The following is a 17600-nucleotide window of genomic DNA, read 5'->3' as shown; positions in this document are numbered from 1 at the left end:
CAAGGGAAAATACGGCTCGATCCGGCGCATCTGCGCCTCACTCAGCAGAAACGGAACATCCATCGGCAGCGCCTCCTAACGCTGCTATTGAATCAACCCATCACCCAATGCGCAAGCAATTTAACAGGTCCTGACCCTAGATCTCCTGCAGCATCTTCAAGCAAGGCTGGCGACGGTAACTTCTGTCCAGCAAATTTATCATACAGACTTTTAAATATTTCTATGGTGTCGATAGCCAACTTAATACGTGCACGGGTTTGTTCCCTTGGAGAAACATCCTTACTTGTAGCCAAGTCGCCTTCGGGCGTCAGCTGTAGCTGCTCGGAAGCTGCATTTCCTTTGATCAAACCGTATCGTGCTGCCGTCGTAACCCATTGGCGTCCAGGTCCGCTTTCAGGAGCGCGCTTAAGGTGATCAAACAACGTGAGACGCCGTACGGCGTTAGATCCGGCGAACACCTGAATCGCTTCGGCTAAAGTAAAAGCTTCTTCGAATGGCGAATGCGGGAAGGGCCGCGACGCAGCCCTTCCCCTAGGCTTCTTTTCAGTTGGTGCCTTAGCTGGTTCTACTGAAGAGGACACGCTAGCGACCCGTTTCTTGGACTTAGCCGGCGCTTCTGAAACGGTCATCGACAATTTCCTCTTACAGTTCAGTTATATCTAGCCACCCTACTCCGCCGCGATCCCCGCCTGCTTGAACATGTCGTCGCCGGTTTCGTCCTCGACGGTGTCGTTCGCCTTGAGCTTCTTGCGACGATCAAACGAATCCCACACTTCGTTCCAGTTGCCGCGGGTGGCGCCCTTTGAGTATTCGGTGGCGCGGGTTTCGAAGAAGTTGGCGTGCTCGACGCCGTTCAGCAGCGGGGCGAGCCATGGCAGGGGGTGTTCCTCGATCATGTAGATCGGCTGGAAACCCAGTTGGCCCAGACGCCAGTCGGCGATGAAGCGGATATACTTCTTGATCTCCTTGGCGGTCATGCCGGGGACCGGGCCCATTTCGAACGCCAGATCGATGAAGGCATCTTCCAGCCGCACGGTCTTCTGGCAGCAATCGATGATGTCTTCGCGCACAGCCTTGGTCAGGCAGCCGCGTTCCTTGACGAAGGTGTGGAACATCTTGACGATGCCTTCGCAATGGAGGGTCTCGTCGCGGATCGACCAGGTGACGATCTGGCCCATGCCCTTCATCTTGTTGAAGCGCGGGAAGTTCATCAGCATCGCGAAGCTGGCGAAGAGTTGCAGCCCTTCGGTAAAGCCGCCGAACATGGCGAGGGTGCGGGCAATATCCTCGTCACTGTCGACGCCGAACTGCTGCATGTAATCATGCTTGTCGCGCATTTCCTGATATTCCAGGAACGCGCCATATTCGCTTTCGGGCATGCCGATGGTGTCGAGCAGATGGCTGTAGGCGGCGATATGGATGGTTTCCATATTGCTGAACGCAGTGAGCATCATCTTGACTTCGGTCGGCTTGAACACGCGGCCATATTTGTCGTGGTAGCAATCCTGCACCTCGACATCGGCCTGTGTGAAGAAGCGGAAGATCTGCGTGAGCAGGTTGCGCTCATGATCGGAGAGCTTCTGCGCCCAGTCGCGGCAATCCTCTCCCAAAGGCACTTCTTCGGGCATCCAGTGGATCTGCTGCTGACGCTTCCAGAAGTCGAAGGCCCAGGGATATTCGAAGGGCTTGTACTGCTTGGACGCTTGAAGAAGGGACATGGGATTACTCCGGACGTGCAGTGAATGCGGTGAAAAGTTGCGGGCGGCTGGCCCCATGCCTCGTGGCGGTGCGTTCAAACGTCACCACCCCCGGTACAGGAGCAATATCATGGTCGATACGAGCACTATCAAGGAACATGCCGACGTGATCGGCGCGGACGGCGTGCATGTCGGCACCGTGGACCACATGCAGGGCGACCGCATCAAGCTGACCAAGGCGGACAGTGGCGAAGGCCATCATAAGGGCCACCACCACTTCATCGGCAAGGGCCTGATCGCCGCAGTCGAGGACGACGGCAAGACAGTGCGGCTGTCCGCCAATGGCGACGTGGCCGTGACGTTCGAAGAAGAAGAGAACGAAGCGTAAAAGCGCTGGCGCGGTGACGGATGTTGCCGCGCCGCTGCCTTTGTTGGGCAGGCCCGGGTCGAATCGGGCATGCGTGCGAAATGTCGCATAAGTAACCTCCTCTTCCCTATCCAAAAACCCAGCACAGCGCATGGAATGGCGCGCGAGCGCCGCTTCCCCCGGCCTCGCCCCCGAAGCCGACCCGAATGTTACTCCATAGTCAAAAAAGCGCCACAGAATTTTTGCGCGATTGGGCGCAAATATTTGTTCGCGCCACCAATGCTAGGGGTTGACGCGGGGCGTTAAGCACAAGCTGTAGTGGCCGGATGCCCCGGCCCGTAGCGCGTTCGCGGCGCGGAAATGGCGGATTTCCGCGGGATTCCGGGCGTGAACAAAAGGGGGACAGAAGCACATGTTGTGCCCCTGCCCCCTTTGTTTTCAGGCCCTGACGGGCCGGTCATCTGGAACGGACATTTGCCGGGCAATTATCCGTGGCATGTACCCATTGCTCCCCCGCGAAAGCAGGGGAACGGCATACCGGATCAGAACAGATAGCCGAAGCGGATGCCGAAGCGGTGGTTGGCGAGGCGCTCCCCCGACAGCGTGTTCGAATTGACGTCGTTCAACTGATAGATGAGGCCGGCATACCATTGGCGGCGGAAGGTCGCGCCCGCTTCCACGTCCGCCGTGATCCGTTCGTCATGGCGATCGAACCCGGCGAAGCGGCGGTAGTCGATGAACTGATAGCCCGGCTCCACCGAGACAGTGTAGCCGACGGTGTCGCGATCCCCCCATTCGTAGGAATAGGCAAGGCTGGCACCGTAGCGCCAGGTATCGAGCGCGGGATTGTCCACATCGCGGCGCAGGATAACCGCTTCGCCGCGCAGAGTCTGGCCGAGGCCGACGGTATCGCGCAGCCACAGGCGACCGTTGTGCGACGTGCCGTCCAGCCCGGCGCGACGATCGCTGCGCTTGGTCAGTTCATACGCGGCGCCCAGCACCATCTGTCCGCCAAGGCGCTTTTCAAGGTTGATGCCGCCGCCGAAGTTGGACTGCACGAAATCGCCCGAGCGCCATTCGCCCGCAGCAATCGCTACGATGCCCAGCGTCAGGCGCGCGGCGGGCAAGTTGAAATAGGGGCCGGTCTCGACATCCAGCACGCTGCGGTTGATGCGGTCCAGTTTGAACTGCGCGGTTTGCAGGCCAGTGAAGCGCGTGCGCCATTGGTCGCCATTTTCGTTGAGGCGTACCCGGTGATCGATCTGTGCGCGGACCAGTGCGCTGGTGTCGTCGAACCGCTGATTATTGGGATAGCCGTCATCGTCGACTTCGGTACGGAGCGAATTGACCAGCGCGGGAGCGTTGGTGTCATAGGATATGCCCGTGACGATCGACCCGTGCAGCGACTGCTTGGGATTGTCCGCCTCGATCCGGGCGAGGACGGCGTTGGCGCGCTCGGTCAGGCGCTCGTTCTGTGGGGCGGCGGTGACGGTCTGGACGATACTGCGCGCCTTCACATAGAAACGCTCGCGGCGCAGGATGTCTGCCTGCGTGAGTTGCGCGGACTGGATGACGGCAGGGGACGGCGCGGGCTGCTGCGCGATGACGGCGTCGAGCATCGCGAGGCTTTCGGTGGGATGGGTGCGCGATCCGGTCTGCGCAATGTCGATGCGGCCCCGCGCGGTGTAGTCGATCTCGCGCTGGGCGAGTTGGGCGAATTTCTGATCGACGCGGGGCATTTGTTCAGGCATGGCGAGGGACTTGGCGGTGTCGAGTTCGGCGCGGGCGGCGGCGAAATTGCCGCGATCGGTCGCGATGTTCGACAGGCCGAAATGCGCGCTGATGAGGCGGCTGACGGACGGCGGCGGTGTCATGGCCAGCACCTGACGATAGCGCGCCTCGGCACCGACGGTGTCAGCGGGATCGGCATCGGCCAGCGCATCGCCTTCGCGGATCAGCAACGAGGCATCGATATCGCGCTCTGCCTGCGCCGCGCGCTCCCGGATGCGGGTGGTGCGAGCGGGATCGGCAAGGCCGGTCGCTTCGCGCGCCGCATCGCCAAGGCTGGCGCGCGCACCGTCGACATCGCCCGATTCCGCTTTCACATCGGCAATCTGAAGATGGATGCGCGCGTGATAATCCTCCGCATAGGGGCAAGGCGCGGCGAGCAGCGCATCGTAAGCAGGCAGCAACTCTGCGGCAGGTTCCCCGGCAATCCGGCGCGCCGACACGGCATCATAGGCCGCACCGCGCGCAGCGACAGTCTGCGCATAGTCGATGCGCTTGACGAGATAGGCCGCTTGCGCCGCGATATCGGCATTGGCGCCCTTTGCCGCTGCCCGCGCGGCTAAATCGCGCGCCACGGCATAATCATCGCGCGTGAGAGCCGATTGCGACAAGCGCTCGCGGTTCGGCGTGGCGACGCCGTTTCACTATCTGCGCTACCGCCTGAACCGGAAGCGCGCAGTGATCATCTTCTATTCGGTCGCGCAGGCCTGGCATGGGCGCGGGGTCATGCCAACGATGCTCGCGCGCACCATAAATGCGCTCAAAGGCGCACGATACGAGCGGCTTGGCGTGACGTGGATCGCCGATCAGAACGCGGCGAGTCTTCGCCAGATGGAGAGACTCGGCGGCCAACCGGTGGTAGCGACTTTCCGACGTTTCTCAGAGCAGGCATCCGCTACGGCATAAACATCTGTAATGACGCGAACCATGCCGATGCGGCCGAGAAGATCGCTAGCCAAAATGCCGATTTGATCCTCTATCCTTCGCACTGTCGCGGACGGCGCGTCGTAAGACTGTCGCAATCACTGTCGGTTTCGATGGCGTTCGCGTTCTCGCCCCTAACGATCTTGATGACAGTAGAATTTCTGAATTCGTGCGGAAAAAGGCAGCATGGGTGCTGCGTAAAAAAGCCATGTATTCCGAACTCTCAGGCTTCGCATCGCCGAAGGAATTTGTGAGCGGTGAGACCTTCCATTATCTTGGTCGACCCTATCGCCTGAAAGTTGTCTCCGATCCCATGGCTGTCGTCACTAGGGTGACTGCGCGGGGGTCAAATCTAATTGCGCCAATCATGCCCGAACATGATTCGATCATCGCGAGGAGCGCTGTGCGCAGTGGCCTTCGCCAATGGTACATCGCACATGCCAATTTCCAATTTTCGATCCGAATTCAGGTGGTTTGCCGGGCACTAGGCAGCGACCCTCGATCCATTTCCGTGGTGGATCAATCGAAGCGCTGGGGAAGCTGCGATGCCAAGGGACGCATCCGGCTAAACTGGCGTCTCGTAATGGCACCGGTATCGCTTATCGATTATGTTTTGGCGCATGAGGCTTGCCACATGCTTGAACACAACCACTCCCACCGGTTTTGGAGAATGCTCGAGACCATCATGCCGGACTACGAGACACGGATCCGCAAGTTGGATTCGTTGGGTCATCAATTCAACTGGTAGTTCGATAGCAGCCCCGGCCGAACGATCTGTTACGTAGAAGGTTGATCGTGCCAATCGCTACCGATCAGTCACCCGGCCCTTGTGGCATTTGCTTCCAACTCCGCGAGTCGTTCCGTACAAATATCATGCACGACCCGTCCCAGCTCCTCGATCTGGGTTTCGAGCCATTAAAACTCAGCTCTGGAAACTCGATAGTGCATATAATATCGCGCCTTGCGCAAGGAGACTGACGATGAGTGACCTGTATTGGCCCACGAGTGAGCAGACGGCTCGGCTTGAACCTTTCTTTGCCAAGAGCCATGGCGAGCCGAGGGTCGACGATCGGCTATCTAACAAGCATTGATGATACTCTGCCAAGAGGTGTCACCTCAAGTTCTAGACCTGACTGCGATGTTGTCCCATGGGTCAACACCTCTAAACAAACCCATTTATCGTTGGCTTCTCCGTTTGCTCCCACGCCTTATCTAGCCGGTTTTTCGAGCTTGGCGTCGAGCTGGGAATATTTCATACCATGCCGTTCGGCGTTGTATTGCCAACGCTTAAATTGCTCGATGAGCTCATTATTCTTAGCGCTCTCGGCCTTGAGGTCAGCTTTTGCTTCATCGAGCATTCTTCGAAGCGTCGCGACAACCGTAGTTCCATGCCCCCTTTCGCCAACCTCCTTTGCCTCCGAAGCTATTCGATCTTTGGCTTGCTGCCAGGCAGTTTTGATCTTCTCATGGTTGAGCATGGCCACCTTGGAATAGACATGGCCGTGCCCGAGTTCCATCGCCAGCGTGCGAAGGAACAGGTCCCAGGTTAGCTTGGTGCTCCAGCCCTTTAGAAGGCCAACAGCTAGATCGAGGTCGTCGGGTGAGAGATGAGGTGCGCCGCCCATCAGATCGGCTCGTTTCCAGCCCAAAAATCCTCGAATGAACGGTCATCATCATCGTCGGTGTCAGCCACCTCACGAATGGAAGCCAACGGGGCTTCCTCGTCGCGGATTGCTAGAGCCAGCCCTGATTTGGTTTGTGGTTTTGCAACCGGGGGCAGGGTGATCAACGTTCCCTCATCGATTGTAGAATCTGACAGACGGTCGATTGCGATCTGCCAGCGTTCAGCCTTTTCGCTATGAAGGTCCACCCAACGCTGGGCGCCATATCGACCAGCGTCGACTGCCGCTCTGGCAAGATTGGCAGCCTTTGTTGAGATCGACAGCTGCAGCCGGGCCTCCTCAAGATGGTCGGGATTTCCTTTGATGAACGTATTTTCACCGCAGCGGATACAGTCTTTATCCTTTGGACAAGGCATTAAAGAATAGTCATGCCGACACAGCCCAAACCGTGTCGTGATTGTCGAACCGACCTCGAGGCGAAGCGCTGTGTTACGGGAGATTGACTCCTTACGCATGCGTTCATCGATCTTGTCGGCGAGCGGCCCAACGACCTGTAGTCTCTTTGGCGCCGCATCATCCAGCAGCAAGAATGCCTCAATGAAAGTCTCTTGTGGCACATGATTATATGCCTCATTTTGCTTGACACTCTTCCGGCCAGACCAAAATGCGATGAGCTCTTGCGAAAGGTGTTTTGACTGAGCCAACGTGTTCAACAGATGACGTGGCTGGTGGGTGTTCAGGCGCCATGGTTCTCCAGTCTCAGGATTTACTAAGCCGTGGCGCGAGAAAATGGTGTGTCCGGTGGGCTTAGAGCCAAGCTCGTGTTTGATCTGCGAGTACGTAAGGTAGCGCGGAATATACTGATTTGTTTCCGCATAGCCTCGCATGACTTCGTTGGGAAGGCAGAACAGGGCGTTGCCTCCCTTTAATCCATTTCGCGGGTCGATATAGGGAAAGGTCTCAGGCAACTCTCCTATAATAAACTGCTCGAGTGATTCAAAAGTTACCACGCGATGATGTACGCGGCCAAGACCCTCCGGGAGCATTCGGGATCGATCGTTTGTGTTGCCACACCTCACCAGCGCTTGGTCGTGACGCCCCCCGGGATTTAATGGAACCGAGCGTCCAATGATTTGTGCTACTTCCCAAAGGCTCAGCGGTTGACCTCGAAGATGCTGGAAACCAGGAGGCAAGTACAGCTGCCCGGGATTTTCCTCATACCACCTGTGTGCGATCCGGCTCTTTTCCCCGATTGCGGTGAGACGCTCGATTGCGAGTCTGGCGATCTCTGCATTGTCCGGGGTAACGGAAAATTTGGTCATCGGATCGCCACGTTTTTCGGGGCGCCAGCTCAGTCCGTAAATTCCGTCCATTTCGGTTTCGCAATCAGCCGGCAAGCCAATGATTTCCGTCGCTCGACTTGGAGCGAACATCGCTAAAGCGAACCAACCGGTAATGATCTGGTCGGGGATATAATCGCTGTCGTGAAACACCGACGCGAGATCGAATATAGCCTGTAGGTGAGGTAGCTTGTCTACCCTGCCCCGGGCGCCATCACTGTTAACCCGATCGTTTCTGACGGGAGCCTTATATTGGATCGACGTCTTCCAAGTGATCGGCAGCTTTGTGATCTGTGCGGGCGCGACATTGTTCAATACGAGACGTTCAACTAATCGCCCGTAGGTCCAGGAATCTTTATAATTTGCAACTATTATTTCCTGCGCACGGTCAAGAATGCTGGGCGAGAGGTACCTCACATCCGGATAGATACTGGTATCTCGAAACGCCTTTTCTATCATTCGCAGAGTGGCCAAAAACTTCGCGGGGTTGTTATCGCCAGAGGTGCGGAGGTGCTCCACGAGAAGGGCCTTCGCTGCGCTGAGGAATGGTTCTGCCAAGTCCACTGCATCGGGCGACCTATTGCCACGCCGCGTGGTTTCGAAGTTCGAGAAGTGCATTACGAGGCCAGGGGGAGTTGACGTGGCCTTCGAGTAGAACGGTCGAAGGTTCCATGTGTTCAAATCCCAGTCGACGGCGTTTGGACCGTGGAAGAACTTGTAATTACGGGCGTGATTGATGAGCGCTGCCAGATTGCGGTCGGCATCGAATTCCGGCCGGCCGACAAAAGGAATGATCATCGCCGTCATTGTGCAGTCACCGTGTCCCGCTCAGCGATGATCTCGTCGACAGCGTCGATCTGCTCTTGTGTGATGGTCCGGATGCGGTCGCTATTTTCTGCCTCCCTATCTGCTACCAGCACGGCGCGAAAGGCTTCCCACGACGCTTCCCTGAACGGCTCAAATTTGCTGCAAGTTAGGCATCCGCGCGGCGCATCCTGGTAGCATTTCGCTCGCGTTCCGCATGCACCTAGATCTTCTCCATTTAGATGCTCATATGCGGTGATCAGCGCGCTCTCGTCACCTTTGCGAGTGGCCTCTTCGAGGCTTTCGATCAGCCGACCTTTAAAGGCAAGGGAGAATATGGTCATCTCGTGACCGATGGCTTCACCGATGGGTGCCTGAAGTGATGGCATCGCTGCTCGATAATATCGCACGCAATGCAGCGAAGTGTGAGTAAGGAGGCGCGCGACCTCTTCGTCTCTCGCGCCCAGAGAAATCGCTCGTGTTCCGAGAGTGTAACGAAATCGGTAGGGAAAGAGGGGGACCGGTCCGTTCAAACGATTCGACCACGTTTTCAATTCCTTGAATATCTGGTCCAGTTGACTTTGAATCTTAACGGATTGATTGAAAAACAGTGGTTGCTCAGAATCCCCATTTTGCATGTCTGGGCTCTTCAAATACGCAAGCAGAACCTCAGTGAGCTGCGTTGGGCATTTCCTTCTCCATCGGGTGCTTTTTTTAGCCTCTCTTGTCTTTGCTAAAGTGATGAGAAGAGTGATTTCACATCCTTCAGGGCCTGCGGTGGTAACTACATCTTTCAACCTCATCCGCGCAATCTGAATAGGGCGAACGCCAGTGGCGATAAGAAAGAAGCAGAGTGCCCACTGCTGAGTATTGATTGTCCCTATTGCATAAGCTTGATTCAGTGCCTGATAAATGCTGCGTAGCTCTTGCTCAGTGAAAGCCCCCCGCTTGGGATCGTTTGCCACAAGCGCGAAATACCAACCGTTGCCCTTCTCCTCCCATTTTTCGGGCTGGGACAGAAAACTGGCGATTTTCGGATCAACGCCGGGTAGGCGGCGTTCCACCCAATGGCCCAGTACGGCCTGTATAAACCGCCATGTCGAAATGGGTCGATGGCTTACGTAGTCCTCAAAATGATCAAGCATTAGGCTCCGAGGCATCCCATCAGGTGCTTGTGCGAGCCGAGTGACGAAGAGTCTAAAGTTGTTGGTGCACTCTGACGCGTATGCGAGAGAATGTGTCGAAAGAAGACCTACCAAAATCTCGGATAGTGAATCGTGCCAAGAGTTTCCACTTGTTCGCCACGAGAAATCGTATCGGTGGTTGCCTTGGTCACTTGCAATCCGGGTAACACCGAACAAATTTATGTTGACCAACCGGCCATCCAAAAGCTGGATTTCTCTGGATTTTTCCAGGGTAGAACTTGTCTTGTGAAGCATTTTTTACTCGATCGTGGATGGATGGATATCGTCCATCATTTCCTGGGCCAGATGATCAGCCCGCTCGCGTGTGTGTCGACGATTGTATCGGGCCGCTTGATGGGAGTTTTGCGACCACCCCATCAGCCGGCTGCGCATCTCAGCCTCTTTTTGAGGCGAAAACCTTTTGCCCTCCGGAAGGCTGTCTAGCTTTAAGCTGAGAATGTGATTCCAAGCTCTGCGCATCGTATGGGGAGTGATGTTCCAAGGCTGCGGCCCAATTAACTTGCGGACGCTTAGGAAAATGCGGTTCAGGAATTTACCGCTGGTAAGGGCGCGGCCTTGCTTATCGGTAAAGAGTGCACCCATGCGATGCGCCTCGCACTTTTCGGGCAGATTAAGCCAATATTCTTGAAAGAAATGGTCGAACACGTCTGCGGTCTTGGCGATGATGACAACTGTGCGGGGGACCGTCTTAGATTCGCGGATCATGAAGCGTCGCTTGGGCGCCAAGACACTGTCGGTTGCTGCTGAAAAGACTTCACTTCGGCGCGCTCCGGTATCCGACAGCAGCCGCTATGCGAGATAGTTCCGCCACCGGATAAATTCTGACGAAAACGGGTTTTCTAACGAATTGGGATGCAGGATATCATCGATTCGTTTGAGGACGGACACGTCAGGAGCTTCAAGAAGCTCGTCATCTTGCCATTGAGCCGAGCTTGAAGGTGCTTTGCTCCGAAGATCTGCAATCGTCGTTTCTGCCGAGGCGTTGAGATGAGTTTCGATTGCAGACAATCTTCTGTTGTCGAATCGGCGGAATCGATGCCATTCGAGATAGGAGGCAACCCACCTAATCCTGTTTCCTAACTCGACTGCCGTAGCGGTTTCCGATGCTTCGGCCTTTGACGTGCGCCTGGATGTTGTTTTGAAGCGTGAACGTGGCGTTCGTTCAGCAAAAGCGAGCGCGGCCTCGTACTCCGATGTTTGCTGTGCCGCATTGAAACCGAGGAACCGAACGACAGAAATCACATCAGCTGCACTGAGAAAATTGCCTTCGGACAGATCATCATCGAGATTTCTACCGACGGTTTCCGCCCAGCATTTAGCCATGCCGATGGCCCGAAGCACCTTTTCTATCGTGTGGGGCGAGGCACCCTTCACCTCGTAATTGTTGGTGACGTAAAGGTTCGGAAAATAGTGTGGCGCGGGCGACCCGCGAAGGTCAGTGATTACGACCGTCATCTCCTTCCGCCGACCACGCTGGACACTGGGAAACTGACGTATCCGAAACGGTAGCATGTTTACGATTTCCCCGATGTCCACATAACGTCGATTCATCGTATCATCAACGTTACCGCTCCGCTAGCGTCGGTAACACGAAAAAAAGGCTAGGAACCCTGCGATTCCTAGCCTCCAAATTAATGAGAAGTTTACGATTCCGTAGAGTGTCTCTCTACTGGCAGGCAAGGCACTCGTCATAATCGGTCGTTTCGCCGGTCATCAGCTCGATCTTCTTGAGATCGGGCGTGTTGTCGGCTTCGACGCCACCGGCGAACCCGGCGCGCTGGATCGATTTCGAGCGCAGATAATAGAGCGACTTGATGCCCAGTTCCCATGCGCGGAAGTGGAGCATCAGCAGATCCCACTTGTCGACATCCGCCGGAATGAACAGATTGAGCGACTGCGCCTGATCGATATAGGGCGTGCGATCCGCCGCGAGTTCGAGCAGCCAGCGCTGGTCGATTTCGAAGCTGGTCTTGAACACGTCCTTTTCTTCCTGGCTCAGGAAGTCGAGATGCTGAACCGACCCGCCATTTTCGAGGATCGAGTTCCAGACATTGGTGCTGTCCTTGCTCTTTTCCTGCAGCAGCTTTTCCAGATACGGATTCTTGATCGAGAAGCTGCCCGAGAGCGTCTTGTGCGTGTAGATGTTCGCGGGGATCGGCTCGATGCAGGCCGAGGTGCCGCCCGCGATAATGCTGATCGACGCGGTCGGTGCGATCGCCATCTTGCAGGAGAAACGCTCCATCACGCCCATGTCGGCGGCGTCGGGGCATGGCCCGCGCTCAATGGCGAGCTGCATTGAGGCTTCGTCGACCTGCGCCTTGATCTGCTTGAAGATGCGCAGGTTCCACGACTTGGCCATTGCGCCTTCGAAGGGAATGTTGCGCGCCTGCAGGAAGCTGTGGAAGCCCATGACGCCCAGACCGACCGAGCGTTCGCGGCTGGCGCTGTATTTCGCGCGGGCCATTTCCGGCGGGGCGCGGTCGATATAATCCTGCAGCACATTGTCGAGGAACCGCATGATATCCTCGGCAAAGCTCTTCTCGTCCTTCCACTCGTCCCATGTTTCCAGGTTCATCGACGAGAGGCAGCAGACCGCCGTGCGGTCATTGCCCAGATGGTCGCGACCCGTGGGCAGCGTGATTTCTGAGCAAAGGTTCGACGTCGATACCTTCAGCCCCAGATCGCGGTGATGCTTGGGCATCGAGCGGTTCACCTGATCGGCGAAGATGATGTAGGGTTCGCCGGTGGCAAGACGGGTTTCGACCAGCTTCTGGAAGAGCGAACGCGCGTCAACCGTGGCGCGGATCGACTGATCCTTCGGGCTGCGCAGGTGGAATTCGGTGCCGTCGCGGACCGCTTCCATGAAGGCGTCGGTCAGCAGCACGCCGTGGTGCAGGTTCAGCGCCTTGCGGTTGAAATCGCCCGATGCCTTGCGGATTTCGAGGAACTCCTCGATCTCCGGATGCGACACATCGAGATAGCAAGCCGCCGAACCGCGACGCAGCGAACCCTGGCTGATCGCGAGCGTCAGGCTGTCCATCACGCGGACGAAGGGGATGATGCCGCTGGTCTTGCCATTGAGACCGACCGGCTCACCGATGCCGCGCACGCTGCCCCAATAGGTGCCGATACCGCCGCCGCGCGAGGCAAGCCAGACATTCTCGTTCCAGGTGTTGACGATGCCTTCCAGACTGTCGTCCACCGAATTGAGATAGCAGGAGATCGGCAAGCCGCGCCCGGTGCCGCCATTGGACAGGACGGGCGTCGCAGGCATGAACCAGAGGCGCGAGATATAGTCATAGACGCGCTGGGCATGATCCTGATCGTCGGAATAGGCCGACGCAACGCGCGCAAACAGATCCTGATAGGATTCGCCGGGCAGCAGATAGCGGTCGCGCAGCGTGTCCTTGCCGAACTCGGTCAACAGCGCGTCGCGCGACGCATCGGTCTTGATGTCGAACCGCCGCGCCTGAATTGAGTGCGAAGACACCGGGTCCGCTTTCGGCGCGACTTCGGGTGCCGCCGTCGGGGTGGCCGCTGTCGTCGGGGTGGATTGGGCCGCTACAGCCTCCAAAACTTCATCCATTATCGTTGCCACGTCGCCTGCACCTGTTTCCTGGCTTTCACGAAAGTCCATTAGTTGATCGCCCTTGCATGTTCATGTTCCGTTCGATTCGGTCAAGTGCTTTGGGACGAGCGCCCAGTATAGCATGACCAGCTTCGAAATAGGGCAGCGGAAGTCCGATCTCTCCGATCGCGGGGGGCTAAACCGCCCTGCGCACCGAATCGCCCCGGCGCGTCCAACCACAATCTGTAGATAACCCCCGTTGCCCCTTACACAAGGGATAGTGCCACAGCCGTGCCGCGACGCAAGAGGGTAAATGACACTTTAGGGACTCGGTTCGTCGCTCGTGCGATTCGTTTCATCGCGACCCTGGGCCGCTCTGCCGGTGCGACGCGCGGTGTTTCCTATGCTTTTGAAAAGGCAAGAGGACGGGAGGGGAACGAAAATAAATAGATGGGGATGGAAATACGCGCCACCTTTCAAGGGCGGGGTCGATAAGAGGCGCGTGACTTTTAATGAGGGTGGGTGCGATTGTACTTCTGCAATCGCTGGCGAAGCCAATTGGCGCGATGTCTGAAGGCTCGCTTCGCTCGCCACCCACCCCAACCCCTCCCTTAAAAGGGAGGGGTATATAAGTTGGTCAGCCCCGATCCCCTGCCGCTTCGAGCACGGCGGCGACGGCGCCTTCCCAGGCGCGGCAGCGGGCGGCAGCCAAGGGGTAAGGTTGCGGGTGGAAGGCAGTGGCGCCTTTGCGCATCGACGCGGCGGCAGCGAGCGTGGGGAACAGTCCTGCGCCGACGCCCGCAAGCATGGCAGCGCCCAGCGCTGTCGTCTCGATAAAGAGCGGGCGCTCGACGCACAGGTCGAGCATGTCGGCCAGATCCTGCGCCAGCCAGTCGTTGCTGACCATGCCGCCGTCGATGCGCAGATCCGCCCATACCGCGCCATCGGCAGCGAAGGTGGCTTTCAGATCGAGCGACTGATGCGTGACAGCCTCCAGCGCGGCGCGGACGATATGCGCGCGGCCGGTGGAGAAGCTGAGGCCGGTGATCGCGCCGCGTGCATCGGGCCGCCAATAAGGTGCGCCGAGGCCGGAGAGCGCAGGCACGAAGCTGACCCCGCCATTGTCAGGAACGGAGGCGGCCAGCGCGGCAGTTTCCTCTGCGCTGTTGATCAGGCCCACTTCGTCGCGTAGCCATTTGACGACGCTGCCCGCGACGAACACCGATCCTTCGAGCGCGAAGCACCGCTCTCCGCCGATCTGCGAGGCGATGGTGCCGAGCAGGCGGTTCTTGGAGCGCGGCATCTGCGCGCCGGTGTTGGTGAGGATGAACGCGCCGGTGCCGTAGGTCGCCTTGGTCTGACCGGGGGCCAGGCAGGCCTGCCCGATGGACGCCGCCTGCTGATCGCCCGCAAGGCCGGTGACGGGGATCGGTGCGCCGAACAGGTCGGGCTGCGTGCTGCCGAACGATCCGGCGCAATCGACGATTTCGGGGAGCAAGGCGGCAGGCACGCCGAACAGGTCGAGCAATTCGCTGTCCCAGCCGCCCTGCTCAATCGCCATCAGCGCGGTGCGCGAGGCGTTAGTGGCGTCAGTGATGTGGAGCCCGCCGGTCAGGCGATAGACGAGATAGCTTTCGACGGTGCCTACGGCGAGGTTATCGCCCAGTTCGTTAAGCTGCGGCCAGTTGGCGAGCGCCCAGCCCATCTTGCTGCCGGAGAAATAGGGGTCGAGCAGCAGGCCGGTGCGCTCCTGCACCATCGGTTCGTGGCCTGCGACGATGAGATCGTGGCAGGTTTCCGCGGTCCGGCGATCCTGCCAGACGATGGCAGGCGCGACGGATTCCCCGGTCCGGCGGTCCCAGAAGACGACGGTTTCGCGCTGGTTGGTAATGCCGATGCAGGCGATCCGGTCCGGCCCGCCTGCCTTCGTCACCATCTCCCGCGCGCATTCGAGCGTGAGGGTCCAGATTTCGTTGGCGTCATGCTCGACGCGGCCCGGCGCGGGATAATATTGCGTCAGCGGGCGCTGCGCAGTGCCCAGGCACGCGCCGTCCGGTGCGAACAGCATCGCGCGGGTGGAGGTGGTGCCTTCGTCGATGACGAGAATGGGTTTTGTCATGTGTTTATCCTCTCGTCTTCGGTGGATATTCCATCTTCCCACTCTCCCGCCCTATTCCCCGTTCGGTTCGAGTAGCTGTCGAGCTTGTCGAGACGGCGTATCGAGAACAGTTCTCGACAAGCTCGAACCGAACGGTGTTGGGGAGGAACGGTGTGGGGAGGATCGGGGTGATTAAAGAACCAGCGGCCCATGCTCCAGCTTTGGCAACACATGCCGCGCGAAGAGGTCGCATTCGGCGGCGTGAGGATAGCCGGAGAGGATGAAAGCTTCGATCCCTTCGTCCTGATAGGCGCGCAGCTTGGCCAGCACCTGATCGGGATCGCCGACGATGGCGGCACCGCAGCCCGAACGGGCACGGCCCACTCCGGTCCAGAGATTATCCTCGACATAGCCTTCCTCGCCCGCTGCCGCGCGCAGTTCCTGCTGGCGGGTGACCCCGACCGACTGGCTGTCAAGCGACTTGGCGCGGATCGCGGCGCCTGCATCGTCGTCCAGCTTCGAGAGCAAGCGAGTCGCGGCGGTGCGTGCTTCACTTTCGGTTTCGCGGACGATGACATGCGCGCGATAGCCAAATTTGAGCGTGCGGCCATAGCTGGCGGCGCGCGCCGTCATGTCGGCGATGATTTCGCGCACATTGTCCATCGTGTCGGGCCACATCAGGTACACGTCGCAGCCTTGTGCAGCAGCATCGCGCGCAGCGGGGCTGAGGCCGCCGAAATAGAGTGGCGGGCATTTGCCGGAAACGGTGGTGACCTTGGGCGGATCGAGGTCGAGCTTGTAGAATTCGCCCTGATGGTTGAGATGCTCGCCGTTCAGCATCGTCTTCAGAATCTGCATGACTTCGAGCGTACGGGCGTAGCGCGCATTGCTCTCCAGCGTGTCGCCGGGCAGATCGGACGAGATGATGTTGACGGTCAGCCGACCGCCCAGAATACGGTCGAGCGTCGCGATGCGGCGAGCAAGCTGGGGCGGCCAGTCCTCACCGATGCGCACGGCCATCAGCAAGCGGATGGTCTTTACCAGCGGCGCGATGGCCCCGGCGAAGATCGTCGTGTCGATCCCCAACTGATAACCCGACGGCAGCAGGATATTGTCGAACCCGCCGCTTTCCGCCTGCATCACGATATCGCGGCAATGCTCCCAGCTTGACGCGAGCATCGCGTCGGGCTGACCCAGAAATTCATAGTCATCGTCGCACAGCGCGGAAAACCAGCTTACTTCGCAAGGCTTATAAGGGGCAGCATTCATGGCAGAGGTTCCTCTCTCGATGCGGTCAATACGGCGTACCAGTCGGCACGGGTCCATGTGACCTTGTAGGCGTCGGCGGCTTCGCGGATGCGTGCAGGCGTCTGCGAACCGACGATGGGGATGGGATGCGCGGGATGCGCCATGATCCAGCTAAACGCAGCGGCGGTGACCGAGACGCCATATTGATCGGCGACCTTCTTGAGCGCGTTGGCGACGGCGCGGTCACGCTCGGCAAGCGGATTGGCGATCTTGCCACCGCCCAGCGGCGACCAGGCCATGATCGCCATGTCCATCCGCATCGCCTGATCGAATTCGCCCGACACCAGCGGGTTGAGCGTCAGCGGCGAAAATTCCGGCTGCGTCGTGGCGAGCGGCACGGTGAGGAAATGAGCCAGCGCGTCGATCTGCGCGACGGTGAAGTTCGATACGCCGATGGCGCCGATCTTTCCGGCCTTATGCGCGTCCTCCAGCGTGCGGGCCATTTCCTGCGGGTGGGTCAGGATGTCCGGGCGGTGAATCTGCCAGAGGTCGACGCGATCGACGCCGAGCCGCGTGAGCGATGCGTCGATGGCGAAGTTCAAATAGTCGGCGCTGCTGTCATAGGGCGTGCCGATGACGATGCCGCCCTTGGTCGCCAGCACGATCTTGCTGCGCAGGCTTTTGTCCGCAGCGAATACGCGGCCAAGCAGCGCTTCGGACGCACCGAAGGCTTCGCCATTGTCCGGGCCGTAAATGTCGGCGGTGTCGAACAGGGTGATCCCGGCGTCGAGCGCCGCATCGACCAGCGCGCGGGCGGCAGCAAGGTCATCGCCCTTGAAGCGCCACATGCCCCAGGAGAGACCGCTGACGGTAATACCCGACTGGCCGAGGGGGCGGGAAACGGGGGGCGTGGGGAGAGAAGCGGTAATGGGCATGAAA

At 58.6% G+C, this 17600-nt stretch carries 15 protein-coding genes and 1 pseudogene; 4 read left to right on the top strand and 12 right to left on the bottom strand.

From position 1 onward, the window contains the following. Window positions 1-92: 92 nt before the first annotated feature. Both QMG56_RS04810 and QMG56_RS04805 read right to left on the bottom strand, forming a co-directional pair. Window positions 93-629 carry a hypothetical protein gene (locus tag QMG56_RS04810; protein WP_281821455.1) on the bottom strand — a complete coding sequence of 179 codons (537 nt, stop codon included), beginning with the start codon at window positions 627-629 and terminating at the stop codon, window positions 93-95. Between the two features lie 39 nt (window positions 630-668). Continuing rightward, the gene (locus QMG56_RS04805; protein WP_230186748.1) at window positions 669-1718 is read right to left on the bottom strand and encodes a ribonucleotide-diphosphate reductase subunit beta; all 1050 of its coding nucleotides are present in this window, start codon (window positions 1716-1718) and stop codon (window positions 669-671) included. A 109-nt stretch (window positions 1719-1827) separates the two neighbouring features. Between QMG56_RS04805 and QMG56_RS04800 the strand changes: the two genes are divergently transcribed. Continuing rightward, window positions 1828-2085: a DUF2171 domain-containing protein gene (locus QMG56_RS04800; protein ID WP_281821454.1), complete on the top strand. Its 258-nt coding sequence runs from the start codon at window positions 1828-1830 to the stop codon at window positions 2083-2085. 521 nt (window positions 2086-2606) lie between these two features. Here QMG56_RS04800 and QMG56_RS04795 read toward each other — a convergent pair. Beyond that, window positions 2607-4427: a hypothetical protein gene (locus QMG56_RS04795; protein ID WP_281821453.1), complete on the bottom strand. Its 1821-nt coding sequence runs from the start codon at window positions 4425-4427 to the stop codon at window positions 2607-2609. 16 nt (window positions 4428-4443) lie between these two features. On the opposite strand from QMG56_RS04795, the gene QMG56_RS04790 reads away from it, so the two are divergent. The 3 genes and pseudogenes from QMG56_RS04790 to QMG56_RS04775 form a co-directional block, all read left to right on the top strand. Beyond that, window positions 4444-4758, top strand: coding sequence for a GNAT family N-acetyltransferase (locus QMG56_RS04790; RefSeq protein ID WP_281821451.1), 315 nt, complete (start codon window positions 4444-4446; stop codon window positions 4756-4758). A gap of 82 nt (window positions 4759-4840) precedes the next feature. Next, a complete protein-coding gene (locus QMG56_RS04785) occupies window positions 4841-5524 on the top strand; it encodes a SprT family zinc-dependent metalloprotease (RefSeq protein ID WP_309298540.1) in 684 nt (227 codons plus the stop codon). Between the two features lie 232 nt (window positions 5525-5756). Then, window positions 5757-5849 (top strand): annotated as a pseudogene (locus tag QMG56_RS04775) (IS5/IS1182 family transposase); the annotation flags it as partial. A 135-nt stretch (window positions 5850-5984) separates the two neighbouring features. Here QMG56_RS04775 and QMG56_RS04770 read toward each other — a convergent pair. The 9 genes from QMG56_RS04770 to QMG56_RS04730 form a co-directional block, all read right to left on the bottom strand. Then, window positions 5985-6401 carry a hypothetical protein gene (locus QMG56_RS04770; RefSeq protein ID WP_281821449.1) on the bottom strand — a complete coding sequence of 139 codons (417 nt, stop codon included), beginning with the start codon at window positions 6399-6401 and terminating at the stop codon, window positions 5985-5987. Then, the gene (locus QMG56_RS04765; RefSeq protein ID WP_281821448.1) at window positions 6401-8545 is read right to left on the bottom strand and encodes a hypothetical protein; all 2145 of its coding nucleotides are present in this window, start codon (window positions 8543-8545) and stop codon (window positions 6401-6403) included. The genes QMG56_RS04770 and QMG56_RS04765 overlap by 1 nt, the downstream gene beginning before the upstream one ends. Continuing rightward, on the bottom strand, window positions 8542-9687 hold the full coding sequence (locus tag QMG56_RS04760; RefSeq protein ID WP_281821447.1) for a site-specific integrase: 1146 nt from the start codon (window positions 9685-9687) through the stop codon (window positions 8542-8544). The genes QMG56_RS04765 and QMG56_RS04760 overlap by 4 nt, the downstream gene beginning before the upstream one ends. A gap of 297 nt (window positions 9688-9984) precedes the next feature. Continuing rightward, the gene (locus QMG56_RS04755) at window positions 9985-10452 is read right to left on the bottom strand and encodes a hypothetical protein (protein WP_281821446.1); all 468 of its coding nucleotides are present in this window, start codon (window positions 10450-10452) and stop codon (window positions 9985-9987) included. Between the two features lie 84 nt (window positions 10453-10536). After that, on the bottom strand, window positions 10537-11202 hold the full coding sequence (locus tag QMG56_RS04750) for a hypothetical protein (RefSeq protein ID WP_281821445.1): 666 nt from the start codon (window positions 11200-11202) through the stop codon (window positions 10537-10539). A gap of 211 nt (window positions 11203-11413) precedes the next feature. Then, a complete protein-coding gene (locus QMG56_RS04745) occupies window positions 11414-13333 on the bottom strand; it encodes a ribonucleoside-diphosphate reductase subunit alpha (protein WP_375713642.1) in 1920 nt (639 codons plus the stop codon). Window positions 13334-13952: 619 nt separating this feature from the next. Beyond that, complete coding sequence (locus tag QMG56_RS04740) at window positions 13953-15434, bottom strand: glycerol kinase (protein WP_281821443.1); 1482 nt, start codon at window positions 15432-15434, stop codon at window positions 13953-13955. A 171-nt stretch (window positions 15435-15605) separates the two neighbouring features. Next, window positions 15606-16682 carry an LLM class flavin-dependent oxidoreductase gene (locus QMG56_RS04735; RefSeq protein WP_281821442.1) on the bottom strand — a complete coding sequence of 359 codons (1077 nt, stop codon included), beginning with the start codon at window positions 16680-16682 and terminating at the stop codon, window positions 15606-15608. Beyond that, window positions 16679-17596 (bottom strand): aldo/keto reductase family oxidoreductase, encoded by a 918-nt coding sequence (locus QMG56_RS04730; protein ID WP_281821441.1) that lies wholly within the window; start codon window positions 17594-17596, stop codon window positions 16679-16681. The genes QMG56_RS04735 and QMG56_RS04730 overlap by 4 nt, the downstream gene beginning before the upstream one ends. Window positions 17597-17600 lie beyond the last annotated feature (4 nt).

Origin of the sequence: Sphingobium sp. BS19 (genome assembly GCF_027925545.1) — a bacterium.
GTDB lineage: Bacteria > Pseudomonadota > Alphaproteobacteria > Sphingomonadales > Sphingomonadaceae > Sphingobium.
The sequence above is the reverse complement of the archived record's forward strand: the minus strand, read 5'-3'. Positions and strand labels throughout refer to the sequence as shown.